The organism is Streptosporangium longisporum, from assembly GCF_039534895.1.
Classification (GTDB): domain Bacteria; phylum Actinomycetota; class Actinomycetes; order Streptosporangiales; family Streptosporangiaceae; genus Streptosporangium; species Streptosporangium longisporum.
Genome location: NZ_BAAAWD010000007.1, coordinates 774,229 through 792,938, shown reverse-complemented (window position 1 = coordinate 792,938; position 18,710 = coordinate 774,229). Strand labels below are relative to the sequence as shown.

The 18,710-nt window shown below is 69.6% G+C and carries 23 protein-coding genes and 1 pseudogene; 16 read left to right on the top strand and 8 right to left on the bottom strand.

All coding sequences use genetic code 11. The annotated features are described in order from the left end of the window. Window positions 1-35: 35 nt before the first annotated feature. From ABD832_RS16570 to ABD832_RS16560, 3 genes are all read right to left on the bottom strand, one after another. A complete protein-coding gene (locus ABD832_RS16570; RefSeq protein WP_344895453.1) occupies window positions 36-344 on the bottom strand; it encodes a DUF7677 family protein in 309 nt (102 codons plus the stop codon). 218 nt (window positions 345-562) lie between these two features. Next, window positions 563-1,033 carry a DUF4279 domain-containing protein gene (locus tag ABD832_RS16565; RefSeq protein WP_344895451.1) on the bottom strand — a complete coding sequence of 157 codons (471 nt, stop codon included), beginning with the start codon at window positions 1,031-1,033 and terminating at the stop codon, window positions 563-565. Window positions 1,034-1,098: 65 nt separating this feature from the next. Then, a complete protein-coding gene (locus tag ABD832_RS16560) occupies window positions 1,099-1,440 on the bottom strand; it encodes a hypothetical protein (RefSeq protein WP_344895449.1) in 342 nt (113 codons plus the stop codon). Window positions 1,441-1,932: 492 nt separating this feature from the next. On the opposite strand from ABD832_RS16560, the gene ABD832_RS16555 reads away from it, so the two are divergent. Further along, on the top strand, window positions 1,933-2,379 hold the full coding sequence (locus ABD832_RS16555) for a hypothetical protein (RefSeq protein ID WP_344895446.1): 447 nt from the start codon (window positions 1,933-1,935) through the stop codon (window positions 2,377-2,379). A gap of 287 nt (window positions 2,380-2,666) precedes the next feature. After that, a pseudogene (locus ABD832_RS16550) lies at window positions 2,667-2,816 on the top strand (IS256 family transposase); the annotation flags it as partial. Window positions 2,817-3,256: 440 nt separating this feature from the next. On the opposite strand, the gene ABD832_RS16545 reads toward ABD832_RS16550, so the two are convergent. Continuing rightward, window positions 3,257-4,240 carry an aldo/keto reductase gene (locus ABD832_RS16545; protein ID WP_344895444.1) on the bottom strand — a complete coding sequence of 328 codons (984 nt, stop codon included), beginning with the start codon at window positions 4,238-4,240 and terminating at the stop codon, window positions 3,257-3,259. A 77-nt stretch (window positions 4,241-4,317) separates the two neighbouring features. Between ABD832_RS16545 and ABD832_RS16540 the strand changes: the two genes are divergently transcribed. From ABD832_RS16540 to ABD832_RS16520, 5 genes are all read left to right on the top strand, one after another. Then, window positions 4,318-5,142 (top strand): helix-turn-helix transcriptional regulator, encoded by an 825-nt coding sequence (locus tag ABD832_RS16540; protein ID WP_344895441.1) that lies wholly within the window; start codon window positions 4,318-4,320, stop codon window positions 5,140-5,142. 343 nt (window positions 5,143-5,485) lie between these two features. After that, window positions 5,486-6,304: an NmrA family NAD(P)-binding protein gene (locus tag ABD832_RS16535; RefSeq protein WP_344895439.1), complete on the top strand. Its 819-nt coding sequence runs from the start codon at window positions 5,486-5,488 to the stop codon at window positions 6,302-6,304. A gap of 272 nt (window positions 6,305-6,576) precedes the next feature. Then, a complete protein-coding gene (locus tag ABD832_RS16530; RefSeq protein ID WP_344895437.1) occupies window positions 6,577-7,383 on the top strand; it encodes a cellulose binding domain-containing protein in 807 nt (268 codons plus the stop codon). 249 nt (window positions 7,384-7,632) lie between these two features. Beyond that, entirely contained in the window at window positions 7,633-8,133 is a 501-nt protein-coding gene (locus tag ABD832_RS16525; protein ID WP_344895435.1) for an NUDIX domain-containing protein, read from the top strand. Window positions 8,134-8,218: 85 nt separating this feature from the next. Then, entirely contained in the window at window positions 8,219-9,205 is a 987-nt protein-coding gene (locus tag ABD832_RS16520) for a hypothetical protein (RefSeq protein WP_344895433.1), read from the top strand. Between the two features lie 11 nt (window positions 9,206-9,216). On the opposite strand, the gene ABD832_RS16515 is transcribed toward ABD832_RS16520, so the two are convergent. The 3 genes from ABD832_RS16515 to ABD832_RS42155 form a co-directional block, all read right to left on the bottom strand. Further along, window positions 9,217-9,792 carry a DUF1707 SHOCT-like domain-containing protein gene (locus ABD832_RS16515; RefSeq protein WP_344895431.1) on the bottom strand — a complete coding sequence of 192 codons (576 nt, stop codon included), beginning with the start codon at window positions 9,790-9,792 and terminating at the stop codon, window positions 9,217-9,219. A 119-nt stretch (window positions 9,793-9,911) separates the two neighbouring features. Further along, window positions 9,912-10,445 carry a Rossmann-fold NAD(P)-binding domain-containing protein gene (locus ABD832_RS16510; protein ID WP_425582599.1) on the bottom strand — a complete coding sequence of 178 codons (534 nt, stop codon included), beginning with the start codon at window positions 10,443-10,445 and terminating at the stop codon, window positions 9,912-9,914. Beyond that, window positions 10,390-10,665, bottom strand: a complete 276-nt coding sequence (locus ABD832_RS42155) for a hypothetical protein (RefSeq protein WP_425582603.1) — start codon at window positions 10,663-10,665, stop codon at window positions 10,390-10,392. Before ABD832_RS42155 ends, ABD832_RS16510 begins: the two co-directional genes overlap by 56 nt. On the opposite strand from ABD832_RS42155, the gene ABD832_RS16505 reads away from it, so the two are divergent. From ABD832_RS16505 to ABD832_RS16480, 6 genes are all read left to right on the top strand, one after another. Next, on the top strand, window positions 10,555-10,881 hold the full coding sequence (locus ABD832_RS16505) for a hypothetical protein (RefSeq protein WP_344895427.1): 327 nt from the start codon (window positions 10,555-10,557) through the stop codon (window positions 10,879-10,881). The two genes, ABD832_RS42155 and ABD832_RS16505, sit on opposite strands and share 111 nt — an antisense overlap. Window positions 10,882-10,974: 93 nt before the next feature. Then, entirely contained in the window at window positions 10,975-11,229 is a 255-nt protein-coding gene (locus ABD832_RS16500; RefSeq protein ID WP_344895425.1) for a hypothetical protein, read from the top strand. Between the two features lie 201 nt (window positions 11,230-11,430). Then, on the top strand, window positions 11,431-12,270 hold the full coding sequence (locus ABD832_RS16495; RefSeq protein WP_344895423.1) for an MOSC domain-containing protein: 840 nt from the start codon (window positions 11,431-11,433) through the stop codon (window positions 12,268-12,270). A gap of 35 nt (window positions 12,271-12,305) precedes the next feature. Continuing rightward, window positions 12,306-12,857 carry a restriction endonuclease gene (locus ABD832_RS16490; RefSeq protein ID WP_344895420.1) on the top strand — a complete coding sequence of 184 codons (552 nt, stop codon included), beginning with the start codon at window positions 12,306-12,308 and terminating at the stop codon, window positions 12,855-12,857. A 161-nt stretch (window positions 12,858-13,018) separates the two neighbouring features. Next, window positions 13,019-13,681, top strand: coding sequence for a DUF899 domain-containing protein (locus tag ABD832_RS16485; protein ID WP_344895417.1), 663 nt, complete (start codon window positions 13,019-13,021; stop codon window positions 13,679-13,681). Continuing rightward, the gene (locus ABD832_RS16480) at window positions 13,678-14,199 is read left to right on the top strand and encodes a pyridoxamine 5'-phosphate oxidase family protein (RefSeq protein WP_344895414.1); all 522 of its coding nucleotides are present in this window, start codon (window positions 13,678-13,680) and stop codon (window positions 14,197-14,199) included. Before ABD832_RS16485 ends, ABD832_RS16480 begins: the two co-directional genes overlap by 4 nt. A gap of 244 nt (window positions 14,200-14,443) precedes the next feature. On the opposite strand, the gene ABD832_RS16475 is transcribed toward ABD832_RS16480, so the two are convergent. Then, window positions 14,444-15,460 (bottom strand): LacI family DNA-binding transcriptional regulator, encoded by a 1,017-nt coding sequence (locus tag ABD832_RS16475; RefSeq protein ID WP_344895411.1) that lies wholly within the window; start codon window positions 15,458-15,460, stop codon window positions 14,444-14,446. Window positions 15,461-15,607: 147 nt separating this feature from the next. Here ABD832_RS16475 and ABD832_RS16470 point away from each other — a divergent pair, with 147 nt between their 5' ends. The 3 genes from ABD832_RS16470 to ABD832_RS16460 are packed head-to-tail and all read left to right on the top strand — an operon-like array spanning window position 15,608 to window position 18,707. Then, the gene (locus ABD832_RS16470; protein WP_344895408.1) at window positions 15,608-16,960 is read left to right on the top strand and encodes an ABC transporter substrate-binding protein; all 1,353 of its coding nucleotides are present in this window, start codon (window positions 15,608-15,610) and stop codon (window positions 16,958-16,960) included. Beyond that, on the top strand, window positions 16,960-17,868 hold the full coding sequence (locus ABD832_RS16465; RefSeq protein WP_344895405.1) for a carbohydrate ABC transporter permease: 909 nt from the start codon (window positions 16,960-16,962) through the stop codon (window positions 17,866-17,868). The genes ABD832_RS16470 and ABD832_RS16465 overlap by 1 nt, the downstream gene beginning before the upstream one ends. Further along, window positions 17,865-18,707, top strand: a complete 843-nt coding sequence (locus tag ABD832_RS16460) for a carbohydrate ABC transporter permease (protein WP_344895403.1) — start codon at window positions 17,865-17,867, stop codon at window positions 18,705-18,707. The genes ABD832_RS16465 and ABD832_RS16460 overlap by 4 nt, the downstream gene beginning before the upstream one ends. Window positions 18,708-18,710: the final 3 nt, after the last annotated feature.

The window sequence follows — 18,710 nt, the reverse complement described above, 5'->3', positions numbered from 1 at the left end:
CGCCGTTCCACGGCAAAGCAATGGACAGCCGATGGTCAAGGGCCGATGAGTTCGGTCTCCCATGCTTGGAACGGCGGGTCGACCTCGTAAGACGGGTCACAGTGGTGGCGGATCCACTGGGCTGCCCGCCTCTGAGCGTTCCCCTCGTTGGTGACCATGCCGTTCTCATCTACCTCAAGCACATTGGTGAAGATCGTGAACACCATCTCCAACGGCGAACCGAACTCCATCAGGGCTGGCCGGTAGTCGATGTCCTCCAACAGCTCCATGTCGATGGTGCCGTTGGCCAGGTAGAACGCAAAGAGGCGCAGGCTGGCGCGGACATCCTCAGAAAGTCGAGACATACTTCATTATCTGGTGTGATGACCATGACTTTGGTGGTGACTGCCGCGGGATATACACGGGATGATCTTCGGAGACTGATCTCCATGATGGACTGCTCGCCCTGCTGGGAGGCCCCTCCGCTGCTCGGAACCCAGCCCTCTTGAAAACTGCTAGAGCAGCATGCAGCTTACGGTCACCCTCTCCCGGGTGAGGGAGGATCACTCCCTCTCGGCGAGGGTCACCCGTATTCGTCCACGTCCAGTTCAGCGCCGGTGGTGGTCAGGAAGGCCAGTACCCGGCGATCCAGATGCCAGCCGAGTAACTGGTGCTGACCGGTGATCTTCTCGAAACCGGGCGGAGAGGTGAGATCTTCTTCCTCGCCGTCCTCGTCATCGAGGTGACGGACCACCTGCAGAACAGCGGAAGAACCGCAGTCGTCATCCTCTTGGTCCAGCTCCTGTACCAGGAGGGCGATGGTGTGGCTGAAGGGTTCGGCTCGATCCAGCAGACGAGTGATCATCTCATCGACCGTCAGTGCCGGCTCGCGGCACACGATCTTCCAGGCGTACGCGATGGGGCGTGGCGGATCCGCCGACCGGCTGCCGCGTAGCGTGACCTCATCCGGTTCCAGTCCGATGCGGGCGGTGATCTGCGCGGGTGTCATGGTCGTGCTTCGCAGGGCGAAGTAGGCATGTTGGCTGATGCGCACGCACCGACCCTAAAGGATCTGCGAATGCTCGCGGGAGCGTCGGCGGGGTGGCGCCCGGGACGCGGTCAGGGGTTTCGGCCGACACCGAGGCAGGCCACCACGCGTGAGGAGTCAGGTGACAGGAAGAGCTGGAAGTGGTAGGCGGACGGGGTGCTTGGGACGATACCGAGGTTGAGGTGCTCAAGTCCGCAGGCTTCGAGGTTGAGGATTGCCTCGTCGAAGCCGAGGGTCGGTATGTTCTTGCGGCGGGTGTGGCGTGCGCGCCGCCGGTAAATACTGATCAACTCAGATGTCGGGACGAGGCCTGGCCAGATCGTGAAGTGCGCTCCGGCCATGAGTGATCGGCGGCACGCATGGCCGGCCTCTCCCGTTCCGGCGAGGAGGCCGGCGAGCGCGTCTCTGTTCACGGAGGCAGCGTACGCACAGTGCTCAGCCTCACACGAGGGCTGTGCGTGAGAGTCGCCCGAATCCGCCCGGCCGGGTGACCACGAACCGAGTCGGACAGATCAAACGGGCGGAGTCCTGGCGACCGGCGCAGCACATGGCTGGCAATGATCATGCCGGTCGTTCGGGAGCCCAGCGCCAGGCCTTGATGGGGTCCGTTTCGCTTTCGGGCGATGCAGATGGACACGGTGTCCAGGGCGGACGTCATGACCGATGATCACCGGCGTCCGAAAGATCGGCATCCAGGCGAGACGCTCAAACTCCGGGGACGGGACGGATACAAATTCGTGATCAGGGGTGCTCCGATGGAACCGGCCTCTGATGAGAGGATCAAGCGTGGAGGGCAACGAACCCTCTTGGTGCTGGAACGCCGATTACTCCAACCCCGTGGCTGTATCCGGGCAGCGCTTTCAAGCGAACGGGCGCAGGTGAAGATCGCGTAATTGGGAGACCGGGTGGATTGGGGAAACATTCCGCACGACCCGAAGGGGTGCGCCGACGAGGTCGACACGGCCTTCAATCGAGGTGATCCTCTGGTCGGGGTGGCCGTGATCGGGTTGTCCCTGTGTCATGACGACGCCGAGGTCATCGCTTCCCGGGCTCGCAGAGCCATCGCCTCCGACAAACGGCAGCTTCGCTGCCAGGGGTTGACCGCCGTGTCGCACATGGTCCGCCGTACCGGTGAGATCGATGACGTGACGCTGGAAATCCTCCGGCCGCTTCTGCGCGACCTGGACCTTGTGGTTCGCGAACATGCGGACAGCATCGTCGCCGACGTATGGATCTTCATCCCGCATTCCCGTCTACCAGGTTGGTTGAGCAGGCGGCAGAGGCTGCAGAGCATCAAATGGTGGTTCGTGATGAGGTGGCCTGACATCGGCCGGTACTTTCGCCGCCCTTGAAAGGAAGTCGCCTGCCGTTAATCTCGCACAAGGCGCTTTTCAAGATCCGGAACATGTGCGGATTGGCCTCCCTGTCAAATGAAGATCACTTGATTTACCGGCAGGTCAGCGTATCGCCAAGCCGAGAAGCAGCGTTCCACTTCTAATCCGACGGTCGCAGGTTCGAATCCTGCAGGGTGCGCTGCCAAGGCCAGGTCATCCACACGCTGACCTGGTCTTTTGCTTGCCCGCAGCTCGAACCCGTCAGGCAGTCACAGGTAGGCGAAAGCAGCCATATGCCACCGGTCATGGCGTTCACGCTCATCGAGTCCGCCCAGGCCCGCCGGCGCGCGGTGGACGCGCCACAGTTCGTCGCACTCGTCCGCGCCGGGGCGCGCTTCGAGTGCGACAAAATGGTCGAGCGGGAAACCGCCGACACTGACGACAAGGCGGCGTGATACCAGGTCAGTCGGCCGGCAGCAGATCACAGGAAGGTCCGGGTACAGCGTCGATGATCGCGCGCACATGGCTGGGATGGGCTTCGGCGGAAACGGCGAACGACTATCAGCGCCACTACGAATCCGAGGTCGCCGAGCACCTCCGGCATGTGGCCGGCTTCTCCGGAGCACGTCTGCTCCGCCAAGACGCCGACGAGGTGATGTTCACCTCCATCACCTTCTTCACCGACATGGACGCCGTACGTGCGTTCGCCGGAGAGACCCCCGAGCAAGCCGTTGTCGAGGACACCGCCCGCCGTGCCGTGGGCCGACCTCGAAGACGCCCCTGCTGTAGAACACGGCAACAGGCCTGGACGGCGGGCTTCTCGTCGCCGGGGACGACGTACCCGTCCTCGCCGAACGGGAGGCCGCCCCACCGGCCGCAAAGGCGTACGGCCCTGTCACGCCGGGGTCCGGACGGTGCGGTGGGCGGCGAACGCCCGGCGGTCTCCCGACCAGGCCGCCCGGGGCACGGCCGCCTCCAGCAGGTCGCGATCGGCGGGGGACAGCACGATCTCGGCGCTCCTGGCGTTCTCGGCCATACGCTCGGCGCGCCGGGTCCCGGGGATCGGGACGACGTCGTCGCCCTGCGCCAGCAGCCAGGCGAGAGCCAGCTGAGCCGGGGTCACCTCGCGCTCGGCGGCCAGCCGGCGCACCTCGGCGACGAGCGCCCGGTTGCGCTCCAGGTTCTCGCCCTGGAACCGCGGGTCGCCGCCGCGGAGGTCGCCGGCCTCGAAGGTGTCCGCGGTGACGGCGCCGGTCAGGAAGCCCCGGCCGAGCGGGCTGTAGGGGACCAGCCCGATGCCCAGCCGCCGGGCCGTGGGCAGTACGTCGTCCTCGATGTCGCGCCACCACAGCGACCATTCGTACTGCGCCGCGCTGATCGGGTGGGTGGCGGCCGCCCGTTCGAGCTCGCTTGGGCTCGCCTCGGACAGCCCGAGATGGCGGACCTTGCCCTCGGCGACCAGCTCGGCCATCGCGCCGACGGTCTCCTCGATCGGCACCTGCGGGTCGACGCGGTGCTGGTAGTACAGGTCGATGTGGTCGACGCCGAGGCGGGACAGTGACGCTTCGCAGTAGGCGCGGACGTTCTCGGGCCGGCCGTCGACCCGTACGCCGTCGTCGTCGCGGACGATCCCGAACTTGGTGGCCACGACCACCTTGTCGCGGCGTCCGGCGAGCGCCCGGCCGAGCAGCCGCTCGTTGTGGCCGCGGCCGTAGCTCATGGCGGTGTCCAGGAAGGTGACGCCCAGGTCGACGGCCCGGTGCAGGGTGGCGATCGACTCGGTGTCGTCGGCCGCCCCGTAGCCCTGGGACATGCCCATACAGCCGAGGCCGACCGCCGAGACGGTGAGACCTTCCGGCCCGAGGGTTCGTGTGCTCATGACGTTCATGAGGGCAACGTAGCCGCGGCTTATCCTGGTATCCACAGGTCATTGTTCCTAGTAATGGAAGTGCCAGGATGTCTCACTCCGCGATCCGGGCGAGAGAGCTGGGGGACCTGCTGCGTTCCCGCCGTGAGCGACTTCAGCCCGCCGACGTCGGCCTGCCCGCGGGGACCCGGCGCCGGACCCGCGGACTGCGCCGCGAAGAGGTGGCCCAGCTCGCGGCCATCTCCTCGACGTACTACACCTACCTGGAGCAGGGCCGCGAGGTGCGTCCGTCGCGCCAGGTGCTCGACGCGCTCTCAGCGGCGCTGCGCCTCGACGCCGCCGAGCGGAGCCATCTCCACGAGCTCGTCCACGGCGCCCCGCCCACCGGGACACCCGCGGTCGTCGAATCGCTCTCGCCCGGCGTCGTCTCGCTCGTCGACCGGCTCGATCCGTGCCCGGCCTACGTCACCGGCCGGTGCTGGGACGTGCTGGCCTCCAACCGGGCCGCCCGGGCGCTGTGGACCGACTGGCCGGCCCGCCCGCCGGAGGCCCGCAACATGCTCTGGTGGATGTTCACCGATCCCGAAGCCCGGAAGATCATGGTCGACTGGCCGGGCGAGGCGTCCGCGCTGCTCGGCCGGTTCCGCACGGCCGCGGCACGGCACCCGGGTGACCCCGGCTTCGGCACGTTGCTCGATCGCCTGCACGCGGCGAGCCCCGAGGTGAGGGACTGGTGGCCGCAGCACAAAGTCGCGCCTCTGGGCTCCGGCACCAAGCGGCTGTACCATCCGGCGCTCGGTGAGTTCGAGGTGCGCCACGTCGTGCTTCAGGTCGCCGACGCAACCGAGCAGAAACTCGTCACCTTCACCGCCTCGGACCAGGACCAGGCGCGGATCTCCGAGCTGCTGCGGTAGGGGCGGCACCCTTTCGGCAACGACCGATACCGAACGGCGGCAGCCGAAACCCCGCGGTGCCGGACTCCCGCTCACATCCCCGCCGAACGCCTCGCGGAACTCCTGGCGGGCTGCGCCTGACACGGAGGCGGTGCGGGTGAGGGCACGAAGCATCAGAGGATGCCGGGGGTGCCGTGTGAGCGCCTGTGTCCGGGGCGACGTGGCCCCGGCGGCTCAGGGTGCCAGGTGAGCAGCTGGACCGATGGGCACGCCGGTGGCCGGGCGGACTTCTTGACCTCGAGTGCGGTTGAGTTTCTAGGCTCGTCGGTGACTCATCCGGACAAGACGATCTAGGGACTCGACTGTGACGACCTTGGTGACAGGTGCCACCGGGAACACCGGCCGGCACGTCGTGGCAGAGCTGGTCCGCCGAGGAGAGCGGGTTCGGGCCCTGAGCCGAGACCCGGCGGCGAACGCGGGAAGATTTCCGGCCGAGGTGGAGCTGGTGGCCGGCACGCACACCACACCGGAGAAGCTGGACGCCGCACTCCACGGCGTCGACCGGCTGCACATCACGGTGACGGCGGGGCTGGCCGAGGTCGGGCCCGAGCTGGTCCAGCGGGCGGTCGCCACGGGCGTCCGGCGCATCACCGTGCTGTGGGGCGGCTGGGTGGGCCCGGTCGAGCAGGCGGTGGCGGACTCAGGCGTGGAGTGGACACGCCTGGAAGCACAGGAGTTCATGTCCAACACGTTGAGCTGGGCCGAGTCGATCCGAGCCGAAGGAGTGGTCCGAGAACCGTACGACTTTCCCAGCGCGCTGGTGCACGAGGCCGACATCGCGGCCGTGGCAGCCGTCGCACTGCTCGACGACGGCCACGCGGGGCGGTCCTACAACCTCACCGGACCTGAAGCGCTGACCCCACGTGAGCGGATCGCGATCCTGTCCCGGGCTGTCCGCCGCGACATCGCCTTCGAGCCGATAACGCACGAACAGGCGATCGACCGGCTGATGGCCACCGGCGTGTCCCGGGCGGACGCCGAGTATGTCGTCGGCTGGTATGCCGAGCCCAGTGATTCCTCCACGACCGTGGACGACACGGTCGCACGGGTGACGGGCCGTCCGGCACGTACGTTCACACGGTGGGCGGACGAGCACGCAGACCGTTTCCAGGCCGGGGAATGATCTCTGTCGGCCGGTCTTCCTGGTTCGGGTCGTCGGCGCCAGGTGAAACTTTCACCCGGTTCCGTCTGCCGCCCCACCTGGGCGGCGGGTGCGAGGGCGGCGTTTCCCGAGGTCTTCAAGGCCCCCGCCCAGGCCCTGGTACGGGCCCCGGGGAGGCGGCGGCCGTGCGGCGACGGCGGTGTCTGTACATCCTCCGGGAACCGTCCGAACCTGGAACCGCCGGCGTGACGGGCGGCGGCCGACGGGGTGCCTCAACGGGAGGATGATCATTCGTGGGACTCGGTAAGGGCTCGTTACGGAACAGGGTTCTGACATCGGCCGCGGCCACCGCGCTCCTCGCGGCCGGGACCGGGGCCGTCATGGGCACTGCGGCCGCCTCCGCCGACGCGGCGGCCGGTTGCGCCGTGACCTACACCTCGCACACCTGGGGCACCTCGTCGGGCGGCTTCACCGCCTTCATCGACATCACCAACACCGGAGACCCGCTCTCGGGCTGGGCGCTGACCTTCACGTTCCCGGGCACCCAGCGGATCACCACCGGCTTCAGCGCGCAGTGGAGCCAGAGCGGCCCGCTGGTCACCGCCAGAAACCCCACCTGGGGCGGATCGGTCCCCTCCGGGAAGACCTTCGGCATCGGCTTCAACGGAACCTGGACCGGCAGCAACCCGCCGCCGACGGACTTCGCCCTCAACGGTGTGCCGTGCACGGTCAAGCTGGTGCCGAGTCCCACCCCCTCACCCAGCCCCTCGCCCTCACCCCCGCGGCTGCGGATCCTCATCTCCCCCTCCGACCTCACGGTGCCCGAGGGCGGCACGGCGAGCGTCCAGGTACGGCTCAGCCAGCGGCCCCCGGGCAACGTCATCGTGGGAACCGCGCGGGTCTACGGCGACACGAGCCTGTCCGCCGGGCCGCCGCTGACCTTCACCCCGGACAACTGGGACGTCCCTCAGCCTCTCACCGTGACGGCGGCCGAGGACGACGACGCGGTGAACGGCTCGGCGACGTTCGACTCCCGCAGCAGCCAGATCACCGGCAGCAGCGCCTTCCTGTGGGAAGCCGTCGAGCAGGACGACGACTAGCACGCCCGCGGCGCCGGACCGCCCTGCCGTCGCGGGATGCCCAGGACCCCGTTCTTCAGGTGAGCCCGGATTTTCCGAGTCCCGCGGAGCTTCGGGCCGGCACCTCGCACGGGGCAGGTCCGCCGTCGCCGTCCCGAACCGGGTCCGTCGTCAGGAGGCGGACCCGGCCACCGGTTCACCGATATCGCCCGCCGTCCGCACGTGACCTGAGCGATCGTCACACCAGGTGCTTCCCGTACCGTAGGCACCATGACCGAACAAGGGGCTCCGCCCATGGCCAGCCCTCACGCCGCGGCCGGGGCGCTCTTCTTCGACGACCACGGCCGCCTGTTGCTGGTCGACCCCCACTACAAGGACTGTCACGACGTCCCCGGCGGCTACATCGAGCCCGGTGAGACCCCGTTCCAGGCCTGCGTACGCGAGGTCCGGGAAGAACTCGGCATCCAGCCGCCGATCGGCGGCCTCCTCGTGGTCGACTGGCCGTCCCGCCATGAAGAGGGCGACGAGATCCTGTTCCTCTTCGACGGCGGGATTCTCAGCCCGGCCCTGCGCGACAGCATCCGGCTCGGAGCCGACGAGCTGGCCGGCTACGACTTCCACCCCGTCGAGGAACTACCCGGCCTCCTGATCGAACGGCTCACCACCTGCGTCACGGCCGCCGTCACCGCCCGCAGCATCGGCCACCCGCTGTACCTGGAGAACGGCCGGACGTTGCCGGAGTGGTCCGCACCGTCGTGTGAACGCCGGTGAGCACAAAGCGTCGTCGGTGCGGTGCGGTGCGGGAGACGGCGACCGGCGGACCTCTGCGGTGGAACACGCGAAATCCGTACTGATCATGGGGGGATCTGGCCAGGCGGGCTCGGGGGCCGCCGCCGTGCTGCGCCGGTGGCACCCGGCGCTGCCGCTGACGATCGCGGGCCGCGACCTCGATCGCGCGCGGCGTGTCGCCGACCGGCTCGGCACAGCGACGGCCACGACCATCGATCTGCGACGCGGCGACCTCGGTCTTCCGCCCGGCCACGACCACTCGGCGGTCGTCGCGGCCGTGTGGGACGACCACCTGAACGGGCTCCGTTACGCGCAGGACCGCGGGCTGCCGTACATCGGCATCTCCAGCGGCATGGTGGAGGTCGCGCCCGAGGTGGTCCCGGGCGGCCTGCGGGCCGGCGCCGCACCGATCCTGCTGGCCGGCCACCTGTATGCCGGGCTCCTCGTCCTCGCCGTGCTGGAACTCGCCAGGGGGTTCGACCGGGTCGACAGCATCCGGATCGGCGCCGTGCTCGACGAGACGGACAGCGGCGGACCCGCCGCGACGGCGGACCTTCAGCGCCTGATGGCCGCGACCTCGGCGGGGTTCGTCCGCCGCGACGGCGTCTTCACCTGGCTCGCCGGCTCCGACGCGCAGGCGGAGGTCCCGGGCGTCGACGGCGTCCTCCTGCCCGGCCAGGCCGTTCCCACCCTGGACGTCCCGAGCCTCGCCCTGGCGACGGGCGCGTCGGACGTCCGCCTCGACTTCGCCGTCGGCGAGTCCGCGAGCAGGCGCCGCGGCGGACCCGCCTCCGCCGAGATCAGGATCGACCTGGAGGGCCTGGATCTCACCGGTGCGCCGCGCCGCACCGGCCACTACCTCCTGCACCCCGAGGGCCGGCGCCCCCTGACCTCACTCGGCATCGCCCTCGGTGTCGAACGGCTCCTCGGCCTGCGCGGCGAACCCGCGGCGCCGGGGATCCACACCCCCGAGGGCCTGATCGACCCCTCCTACGCGGTCGAGCGGATGACGGAGATCGGCGCCACCTTCGTCGACGTGCCGGGCGGCCGCTGAAACGGTGACCGTCAGGCGGTCGGGCGGTGGTACCGCACCCAGACGTCCCCCCTGGTGTGGCCGGACAACCGCAACACCACTCCGTCCGGTGACGGGGGCCCGGGCGGCCTGTTGTGGACCCGCCGGAACGGCAGCCACCCGCCGGACGTCACCTCGTCGGAGAGCACCTGCCAGCCGACAGGGACACGGATGACGATGTCCCCGAAGGGGGAAAGGCACTGCATGTGCATGGCGATCTCGCGGTGCGGGCAGATCGCCTCCCTGAAGTCGATCACCGCGGTGCGCCAGGTGCAGTCGACGTCGATCCGCGCGGGTACCGTCCACCGCCCGGCCTGCCTGACCGTCCGCGTGTAGGTGTGGAGCCGCAGAACGTCCTGAGCGTCCGGTAGTACTACCTCACGTCTGCCCTCGGGCAGGTCGGCGATGACGGCGTCCAGCTCACCGAAGGTGCGGGACGCGTACACCCGGTCGAGACGTTCTGTCAGTTCCTGAATGCTGATGCGCCCGTCACCCGCCGCGACACGCAGCATCTCGGCGATCCGTTCCCGATCATGGTCACTCGCTCGTAACTCCGGCTGCATCTCCATGGCGAAAAGCGTAATGATCAGGGCCTTGCACTGCCAGCGATCGGTGCCGCGCGCGCTTCCTTCCGGGCCCGGGACGGGACCCGTCCCGGGCCCGGAGGAAGAGGATCGCGGGCGTGCGGTCAGGGCCTCTTCCACACCCCGGCGGCCACGGCCTCCCGCGCGTAGGCGGCGAAGTCCTTTCCTGGACGTCCGAGGATCTCCTCCACGACCCCGGTGGGTTCGGTGTCCCCCTGCGCCGCGAGGGACGCGAAGTTCTCGATCATGGTGTCGATCACCTCCTCCGGTACGCCCTCGGCACCCAGGGACTCGCGGTAGGCGTCCGGGGTGCCGTCGAAGTGGACCGCGGGCCCGCCCGCGTCCCGGATGCGGTCGAGCGCCTCCGGGAACGACAGCGCCTCCGGGCCGGTCAGCGGCAGGATCCGCCCGACGTGGTCCTCCCGGGTCAGGACCCGGGCCGCGACGGCGGCGATGTCGCCGGCGTCCACGAAGCCCTGGCGTGTCGAGCCGATGGGCACGCACAGGCGCCCGTCGACGACGGAGTCGCGGAAGAAGGTCTCGAAGTTCTGGTCGAACCAGTCGGGACGCACGATCGTCCAGTCACACCTGGATTCGCGTACCTGTCGTTCCGCCTCCTGCAGGGGGGTGACGTTCATGATGTCGACGCCGCGGTCCGAGTGGAGGACCACCCTGCGCACTCCGGTCCGGTACGCCTCCGGCATGAACGACTCCGGCATGCCGGTCCGCTCGGGAAGGAGGACGTACATGGTGCGCACGCCTTCGAGGGCGGGCCTCCAGGTGCCGGGGGGCCGACCAGTCGAACCGGAACTCGGCGTGCCTGGTGGCGACCCGGACGTCATGACCGGCGTCGCGCAGCCGGTCGGCGACCCGGCTTCCGACCGTGCCGGTGCCGCCCAGGACGAGGATGGGGTTGCTGTTGGTCATGGCGGAACGCTACGAACAATCGCGGCCGGTTCCTGTCCGCGTTTCGACGCGACACGGGACGAGATGTGCGACCTGTGCGGGGACATGCTGGGATCACCCTTGGATTTTCATCACGCATTTCTGCGGAAAGGCGTGGATATTCTGTGATGTAAGTCGTGATAACCCCTGCTGGATCAACTAGAAAAGGTACAGCGATTGATACGTTCGTAACGTTCACGACCACGAAAAGGGAGAACGACGATGGATGAGGCGTGGTACCGGCTGGGGATGCTCCTGGTCCTCATCGCGGGTGTCTGGGAGGGGCCGGTGGCGATCGTCTTCCGCCTCTACACCGACAGGAGGCCGAACGTGCTGACCGCCGCGAACTACCTGCCCGCCCCCTGGTGCTATGTCGCGGCCGTCGGCGCGATGATCGTCGCCTTCGCCGTGATCGCCTTCCTGGACACCCGGCACAAGCGGGTGCTGGCGCTCGCGAAGCGGTCGGACGCCGGGTAGGGACCGCGGTGCCACCGGGTACGAGACCGGCCGGGGCGCCGTCACCGCCCCGGGGCCCGCTCCCCGGCCAGGGGCCCGCTCCCCGGCCAGGGGCCACGGGTCGAACCTCACAAAACGGTGTCAGATACGGCCGCCGAGTCTGGCGCCGTGTGCGGAGTCCCCGTAGTGTCGCGACGTGCGGGCGACGCGACGGGAGAGACGATGACGGCCGTGATCAGCGAACTGATCTCGTATCCGATCAAAGGCTGTGCGGGTGTCCCGCTGGGCGAGACGGTGCTGACCCGTGCGGGCCTGGCCCACGACCGCAGCTTCATGGTCGTCGACAGGGACGCGACGTTCCGCAGCCAGCGCCGGGACCCCCGGCTGGCGGTGATCCGGCCGTCCGTCGACGCCCCTGGCGAACGGCTCACGCTCCGCGCCTCCGGCTTCGAGGACCTGCACGTCCCCATCGACCTGGACGCCCCCCGCCGGGAGGTGGACCTGTTCGGCCAGAAGTACCGGGGAATCGACCAGGGCGAGGCGCCCGCCGAGTGGCTGTCGTCGGTGCTCGGCTCGCCGAGCAGGCTGATGCGGGTGCCACCGGAGCACGACCGGGCCGCCGACGGCCTGACACCCGGAACCTCCGGGTACGCCGACAGCCATGCCGCCCACATCCTCTCCCGGGCCACGCTGGACGAGCTGAACCGCCGGGTGAGCGGGCCCCCGGTACCGATGTCCAGGTTCCGCCCGAACATCGTGATCGACGGGTGGGACGAGCCTCATCGGGAGGACCTCGCCCACCGGGTGGTCGTCGGTGAGGCGGAACTCGGGTACGCCAAGCTCGCGGTCCGGTGTGCCGTCACACTGGTCGACCAGGACAGCGGCGAGGGTGCCGGTCCCGAACCCCTCCGGACCCTGGCCACCTACCGCCGTACCGCCAAGGGCGTCGTGGTGTTCGGCGCCAAGTTCTCCGTCCTTCGCCCGGGACGGCTCGCCGTGGGTGACGCGCTGACCGTCCCCGTCTGGGCCGAGTCCCGGCAAGGGGAGCCACTGCCCGTCTGACCGCGGTCCCCGTCGGCGGCCCGGGCACCTGGTACGTGGGCGTCCCGGTGGGGGTGGGCGCCGTCGCGGCGATCGCCGTCTGGACGCGAGGGAAGGTCGTCTCCGACCGGCGCCGGGCCGAACGCCTGCGGGCCCTGCGCCTGACCCTGGCCGACCTGGACGCCATGTCCCCCACCGGCTTCGAGCTGGCGGTACGCGATCTCATGATCCGTGACGGTCTCCGCGCCGAGCACGTCGGCCGGCGAGGGGACAGGGCGGCCGACGTCATCGGTCGCGACCGTCTCGGGAACGTCGTCGTGGTGCAGTGCAAGCACACCACCACCGGCGCCAGGGTGGGACCGCGGGTCATGTACGAGGTCAACGGAACCGCCGCCCCGGTCCACGGGGCCGACTACGCGGTGGTGGTCACCAACGGCTCCTTCACCCCGGACGCCCGGCAGATGGCGGAACATTTCCGCCTCCGTCTTCTCGGCAGGGAGGAACTCGATCGCTGGGCGGCGGACGGGACACCGTTCCAGCACTTCGCGGGCCCGGCGAACCCCCTGCGCCGGTGGTGGCGCCCGCGCCTGCCCTCCACCCGGCCCTGACCCCTGCGTCCGCGGTCAGGGCCGGGAGCCAGGACCGGTCAGGGAAAGGGGCCGGGTCCGCGACACACGTCCGGTCCGGCCGAAAAGGTTCCTTCAGGAGACGGCACCTGTTAGGTTCTCCCTATAAGTTCCCTTAGGGAACGTACGGAGGGGAGTCCATCGTGAACGGTCCCGAGGTCGTCTCGGAGCAGGAGTGGCAGGCCGCGTGGGAGGCACTGCTGGTCAAGGAGAAGGAGCACACCCGCGCCCTGGACGCGCTGGCCGCCGAGCGGCGCAGGATGCCGATGGTCCGGGTCGGCAAGGACTACGTGTTCCAGGGCCCGGACGGGCCTGCGAGCCTGCTCGACCTGTTCGACGGGCGGCGTCAGCTCATCGTCTACAGCTTCATGTGGAACGACGGCGAGCATTTCTGCTCGGGGTGCTCGATGTTCACCGACAACGTCGGCCACCTGGCCCATCTCCACGCGCGTGACACCTCCCTGGTGCTGGCCTCCCGCGGCCCGCTGGAGGAGATCACGCCGTTCAAGGAGAGGATGGGCTGGACGATCCCGTGGTTCTCGTCGCTGGGCACCGGCTTCAACGAGGACATGGGGGCGGGCGACGGGTTCGGGCTGAACGTCTTCCTGCGCGACGGCGACGAGGTCTACCGCACCTACTTCACCACCGGCCGGGGCGTCGAGCGGCTCGGCAGCATCTGGACCTTCCTCGACCTGACGCCGCTCGGCAGGCAGGAGACCTGGGAGGACTCCCCCGAGGGCCGGCCGCAGACCGAGCCCTACGAGTGGTGGCGCCTGCACGACGAGTACGCCGGGCGCGAGGCGTGAGCACCGCCCTCCCCGTCGCCGAGCTCCTGTTCGGCGAGGCCGACGCGACGCCGATCAGCACGGACGAGGCGACGGTGAAGCCGTGGGAGCAGGGGCGGGAGTGCCTGCGGTCGGCCCCGAAGGTGTGGCTCTCGACCGTGCGGCCCGACGGCCGCGCGCACGCCATGCCCGTGATGCAGGTCTGGGCCGACGACGCCCCCTGGATCACGACCCGCCCGACGTCCCGCAAGGGAAGGAACCTGTCCGGCAACCCCTGGTGCGTCGTCACGGTCTCCACCGAGACCCTCGACCTGGTGGTCGAGGGTGAGGCCGTACGGGCGCGGGACGAGGCCACGCTCCGGCGGGTGGCCGCCGCCTTCGAGGCCAAGTACGGCTGGGAGCTGGCGGTACGCGACGGCTCCGTGTACGAGGACCACCTTCCCGGCTCTCCCGAGTACGGCTTCTACCGGATCACGCCCGTCCGCGCGTTCGGCTACGGCGCGGACGGCCTGACGGCGACGCGCTGGCGGTTCGCGTAGCGCGGCGTTCCCACATTCGCGCAGCGCGGCGTTGCCGCATTTGCGCAGCACGGTGTTCCCGCATTCGCGAAGAGCGGCGTTCCCGCATTCGCGTAGCGCGGCGTTTCCCGGCTCGGGCGGCACATCCTCCCCGCGTTCGCGTGACGCGGCGTTCTCCGGCGAGGAGGCGACCGCGGCGTTCTGCGGCGAGAAGGCGACCGCGGCGCGGGTGTGACCACACCGCCCTCAGGGGCGGGCGGTGCGGTCACACCTCGCCCGCCGTGCTCTCCCGCACGATCAGCCGGTGCGGGATCACGATCTCGGCCGCCGACGTCGCCGTCCCGTCGATCGCCGACAACAGCGTGCCGACGGCCGCCCGGGCGATCTCGGCCTTGTCGGGGGCGACCGTGGTCAGGCTGGGCGTGCTGTACTGGCCCTCCTCGACACCGTCGACGCCGACCACCGCCACGTCGTCGGGCACGCGTACCCCGGCCCTGGTCAGCGCGCGCAGCGCGCCGAGGGCGAGCAGGTCGTTGTAGCAGAACACCGCGTCGGGGGGTTCGGGCAGCGCGAGCAGCCGGTCCATGGCGGCGGCGCCCAGCCGGCGGTGGAAGTTGGCCGTCGGGACGACGAGTTCCTCGTCCACCGGGAGACCCCGCCGGGCGTGCGCCCGCCGGTAGCCGATGGTCCGCAGCTGCGCGGTCTCCCCGGTCGCGTACGGCTGGTCGCCGATGGCGGCCACGCGCCGCCGCCCGAGGTCGAGCAGGTGTGCGGTGGCGTCGTGGGCCGCGGCGACGTTGTCGATGGCCACGTGGTGGAAGCTGCCGTTGAAGATGTGCTCGCCCAGCAGGACGATGGGCACCCGGTTGCCGCGCTGCCGAAGCTCCTCGGCGGTGATCGTCAGCGGGCTGAGCAGCAGGCCGTCGAACATCGTGGCCCGTGAGTCGCGGCCGAGCAGAGCGCGCTCGTGGTCGGCGTCGCCGTCGGTCTGGTCGACCATCACCACGTAGCCGTGGACGCGCGCCGCCGTGATCACCTCCCGGGCGAGCTCCGCGAAGTACGGCACGTCGAGCTCGGGCACCACGAGGGCGATCATCCCGGTGCGTCCCTGACGCAGGTTGCGCGCGATCAGGTTGGGCCGGTACCCCAGCTCGTCGAGCACCACCTGGACCCGGGCCCGCAGCTCGTCGGAGACCGGCGCGTACCCGTTCACGACGTTCGAGACGGTGCGGATCGAGACGTTCGCCCGGCGGGCGACGTCGCGCAGAGTGGGACCGGCCATGCGTCTCCTATACCTTGCACCGCTCGATTTGGGTAGATCCTGATTGCTGCTTGCATCGTTGCATTCCTATATGCATGATGTCTACATCGTTGCAGAGACCTCACAGCGTCACTTCCGCCGATGGCGAGGATGCTTAAGGAGCGCCCCATGCCCACATCCCCCATCGGTCGTCGCGGTTTCCTCAAGGGCACGCTCGGAGCCGGCGCGCTGGCCCTGGCCGGCTGCGCGCCGGGCGGCGGGACCGCCGCGCCCGGCAGGCTGACCGCCCCGAGCGCCACCGCCTCGGCCGTCAAGGGCGAGATCACCGTCTGGAACCGGTCCGGCGACCTGTTCAAGGTCTTCGACGCCGCGATCGCGAAGTTCCGCCGGGCCTACCCGCAGGTCACGGTGAACCACCGGCAGGTCGACATCGACGCCAAGCTGGCCAGCACGCTGATCAGCGGCACCGACGTGCCCGACGGCAGCTTCTGGGACGACGCCAAGATCGGCGGTCAGGCCGAGCACCTGTACGACCTGACCGACCTGATCGCGCCCTACCGGGACCGCACCTCGCCGTACAAGATCTCGGTGAACACCGTGAACGGCAAGATCTACGGCGTCCCGTGGGACCTCGACCCCGGCCTGCTCTGGTACCGCGAGGACATCCTGCAGGACGCGGGCGTCGACATCGCGGGCATCGCCACCTACGACGACCTGCTGACCGCCTCCCGGACGATCAAGGAGAAGAACCCCTCCAGCAGGCCGATCCACCTGGACAAGAACCCGTTCCTGTCGCAGCTCTGGCTGGAGATGCTGGCCAACCAGCAGGGCACCTCCCTGGCCGACGCCAGTGGAAAACTCCGCCTGGACTCGGCGGAGTACCGGAGGATCTTCGACTGGATCCGGCGGGCCACCGGCGACGGCCTCGTCACCCACGCCCCCTACCTGGAGGCGGCCGACGTCAGGACGCTCGACTCCGGGCAGCAGGTGTTCGTGCCGTGGGCGATCTGGTGGTCGTTCGCGCCGCAGAACCTGCTCAAGGCCACCAAGGGCAGGTGGCGCGCCGCGCCGCTGCCCGCGTGGACCCCCGGCGGCGCGCGCAGCGGCGTCATGGGCGGCAGCAGCTTCGTCATCCCCGCCAAGGCGAAGAACCCCGAGCTGGCCTGGCTGCTGTACGAGTTCCTGTGCTTCAAGGACGAGGGCATCCGGGCCGTGTACGGCCCCGGCGACGTCTACCCCGGCGGCCTGTCCACCTCGATCCCCAGCTACACCCCCGCCCTCGACCCGGCCAGGCCGCTGTTCGAGCCGATCGAGGCGCTCGGCGGCCAGGACCTGTGGAAGGTCGCCACCGAGGCGGCCGCCACGATCCCGGCCGCGGCGCCGATCCCCTGGTGGTGGGCACAGTCGGTCGACCACCTCGGCAACAACGTGCAGCGCCTCATCGAGGGGAAGATGTCGCCGGACGACGTGATCTCCGACTCGGCCGCCAAGATCCAGCGCAACCTGATCGACCGCGGCTGATGGCGCTCACGGCACCACACCGGCTCGCGGCGCCGCACCGGCGCCCGGTCACCTGGCTGACGCCCTACCTGTTCGTGTCGCCGTTCTTCCTGGTGTTCGCCGCCTTCGGGGTCTATCCGCTGGTCTTCGCCCTGCAGCTCAGCTTCACCCGGTGGCGGGGGGCCGGGGCGGCGACGTTCATCGGCCTGGACAACTACTCCTACCTGCTGACCAGCCCCGACTTCTGGGCGTCGCTCGGCAACAGCGCGGTGATGTGGCTGCTGATCGTGCCCGTCCAGGTCGTGGCCGGGCTCGGCGCGGCCGTGCTGCTGGCCGACGCGAGACTGCGGCTGCGCGGGTTCTTCCGGGTGGCGTTCATCGCGCCGTTCGTGACCCCGCTGGTGGCGATGGCCCAGGTGTGGATCGTCGTGTTCGACACCGACTACGGCCTGGTCAACCACGTGCTCAACCTGGTCGGGCTGCCCGACGTCGGGTGGCTGACCTCGACGGCCTGGTCCAAGCCCACGCTGGCGCTGCTGTTCCTGTGGAAGACGACCGGATTCGCGATCATCATCCTGCTCGCCGGGCTGCAGGCCGTACCCGGCCAGGTCTACGAGGCGGCGTCGCTGGACGGCGCGGGGCGCCTGCGGCAGTTCTGGTCGCTGACCGTGCCCCTGGTGCGGCGCAGCGTCGCCTTCCTCGTCGTGGTGCAGACGCTCGCGGTGTTCCAGATGTTCGCCGAGCCGTTCGTCGTCACCCAGGGCGGGCCGTACGGCTCGACCAAGACGGCCGGGCTCTACCTCTACGACCACATCTCCGCGTCCGACCTCGGCACCGGCGCCGCCAACTCGTTCCTGCTGGTGCTGCTGGTCTTCGGGCTCTCGCTCGGCGCGGTCCGGCTGCTGCGGCCCAAGGACGGGACCTCGTGAACCAGACCAGACCGGGCCCCGCCCAGTACGCGGTCCTGAGTGTGCTCGCGGTCGCGTTCCTCTACCCGATCTGGTGGGCGATCAGCTCGTCGTTCAGGCCGCCGAACGACATCATCACCGACCCGCTGTCGCTGTCGGGCCCGACGCTGCAGAACTACCAGGCGATGTTCGCCGACGTGCCCATCGGGACCGGTTTCGCCAACACGGCCCTGGTACTGGCGGTCAAGGGCGCGATGACGATGGTCTTCTGCCCGCTGGCCGGGTACGCGTTCGCCAAGTACTCCTTCCCCGGCAAGAACGCCCTGTTCGGGGTGGTGCTGCTGACGCTGATGCTGCCGACGCTCGTGCTGATCATCCCGCTGCTGCTGGAGATGAGCGCGCTCGGCTGGGTCAACACCTACCGGGCGCTGATCCTGCCGGGCTCGATCGACGCGTTCAGCATCTTCTGGATGCGCCAGACGATCGCCGCGATCCCGGACGAGCTCATCGACGCCGGCCGCGTCGACGGCGCCTCCGAGCTGGGCGTCTTCGCCAGGATCGTGCTGCCGGTGATCCGGCCCGGTCTCGCGGCGCTGGCCGTGCTGACCACCATGAACGTCTACAACGACTTCGTCTGGCCGGTCGTCGCCGTCAACGACACCGAGCACCAGACCCTCCAGGTGGTGCTCTCCACCCTGGCGCAGAACGTCACCGGCAACCGCGTCGGCGCCGACTTCGCCACCGTCTGGGGCGAGCTGCTGGCCGCCGGGAGCGTGGCCATGCTCCCGCTGCTGGTGATCTTCGTGTTGCTTCAGCGCCACTTCATCAACGGCATCCTCGCGGGCAGCGTCAAGGGCTGACCC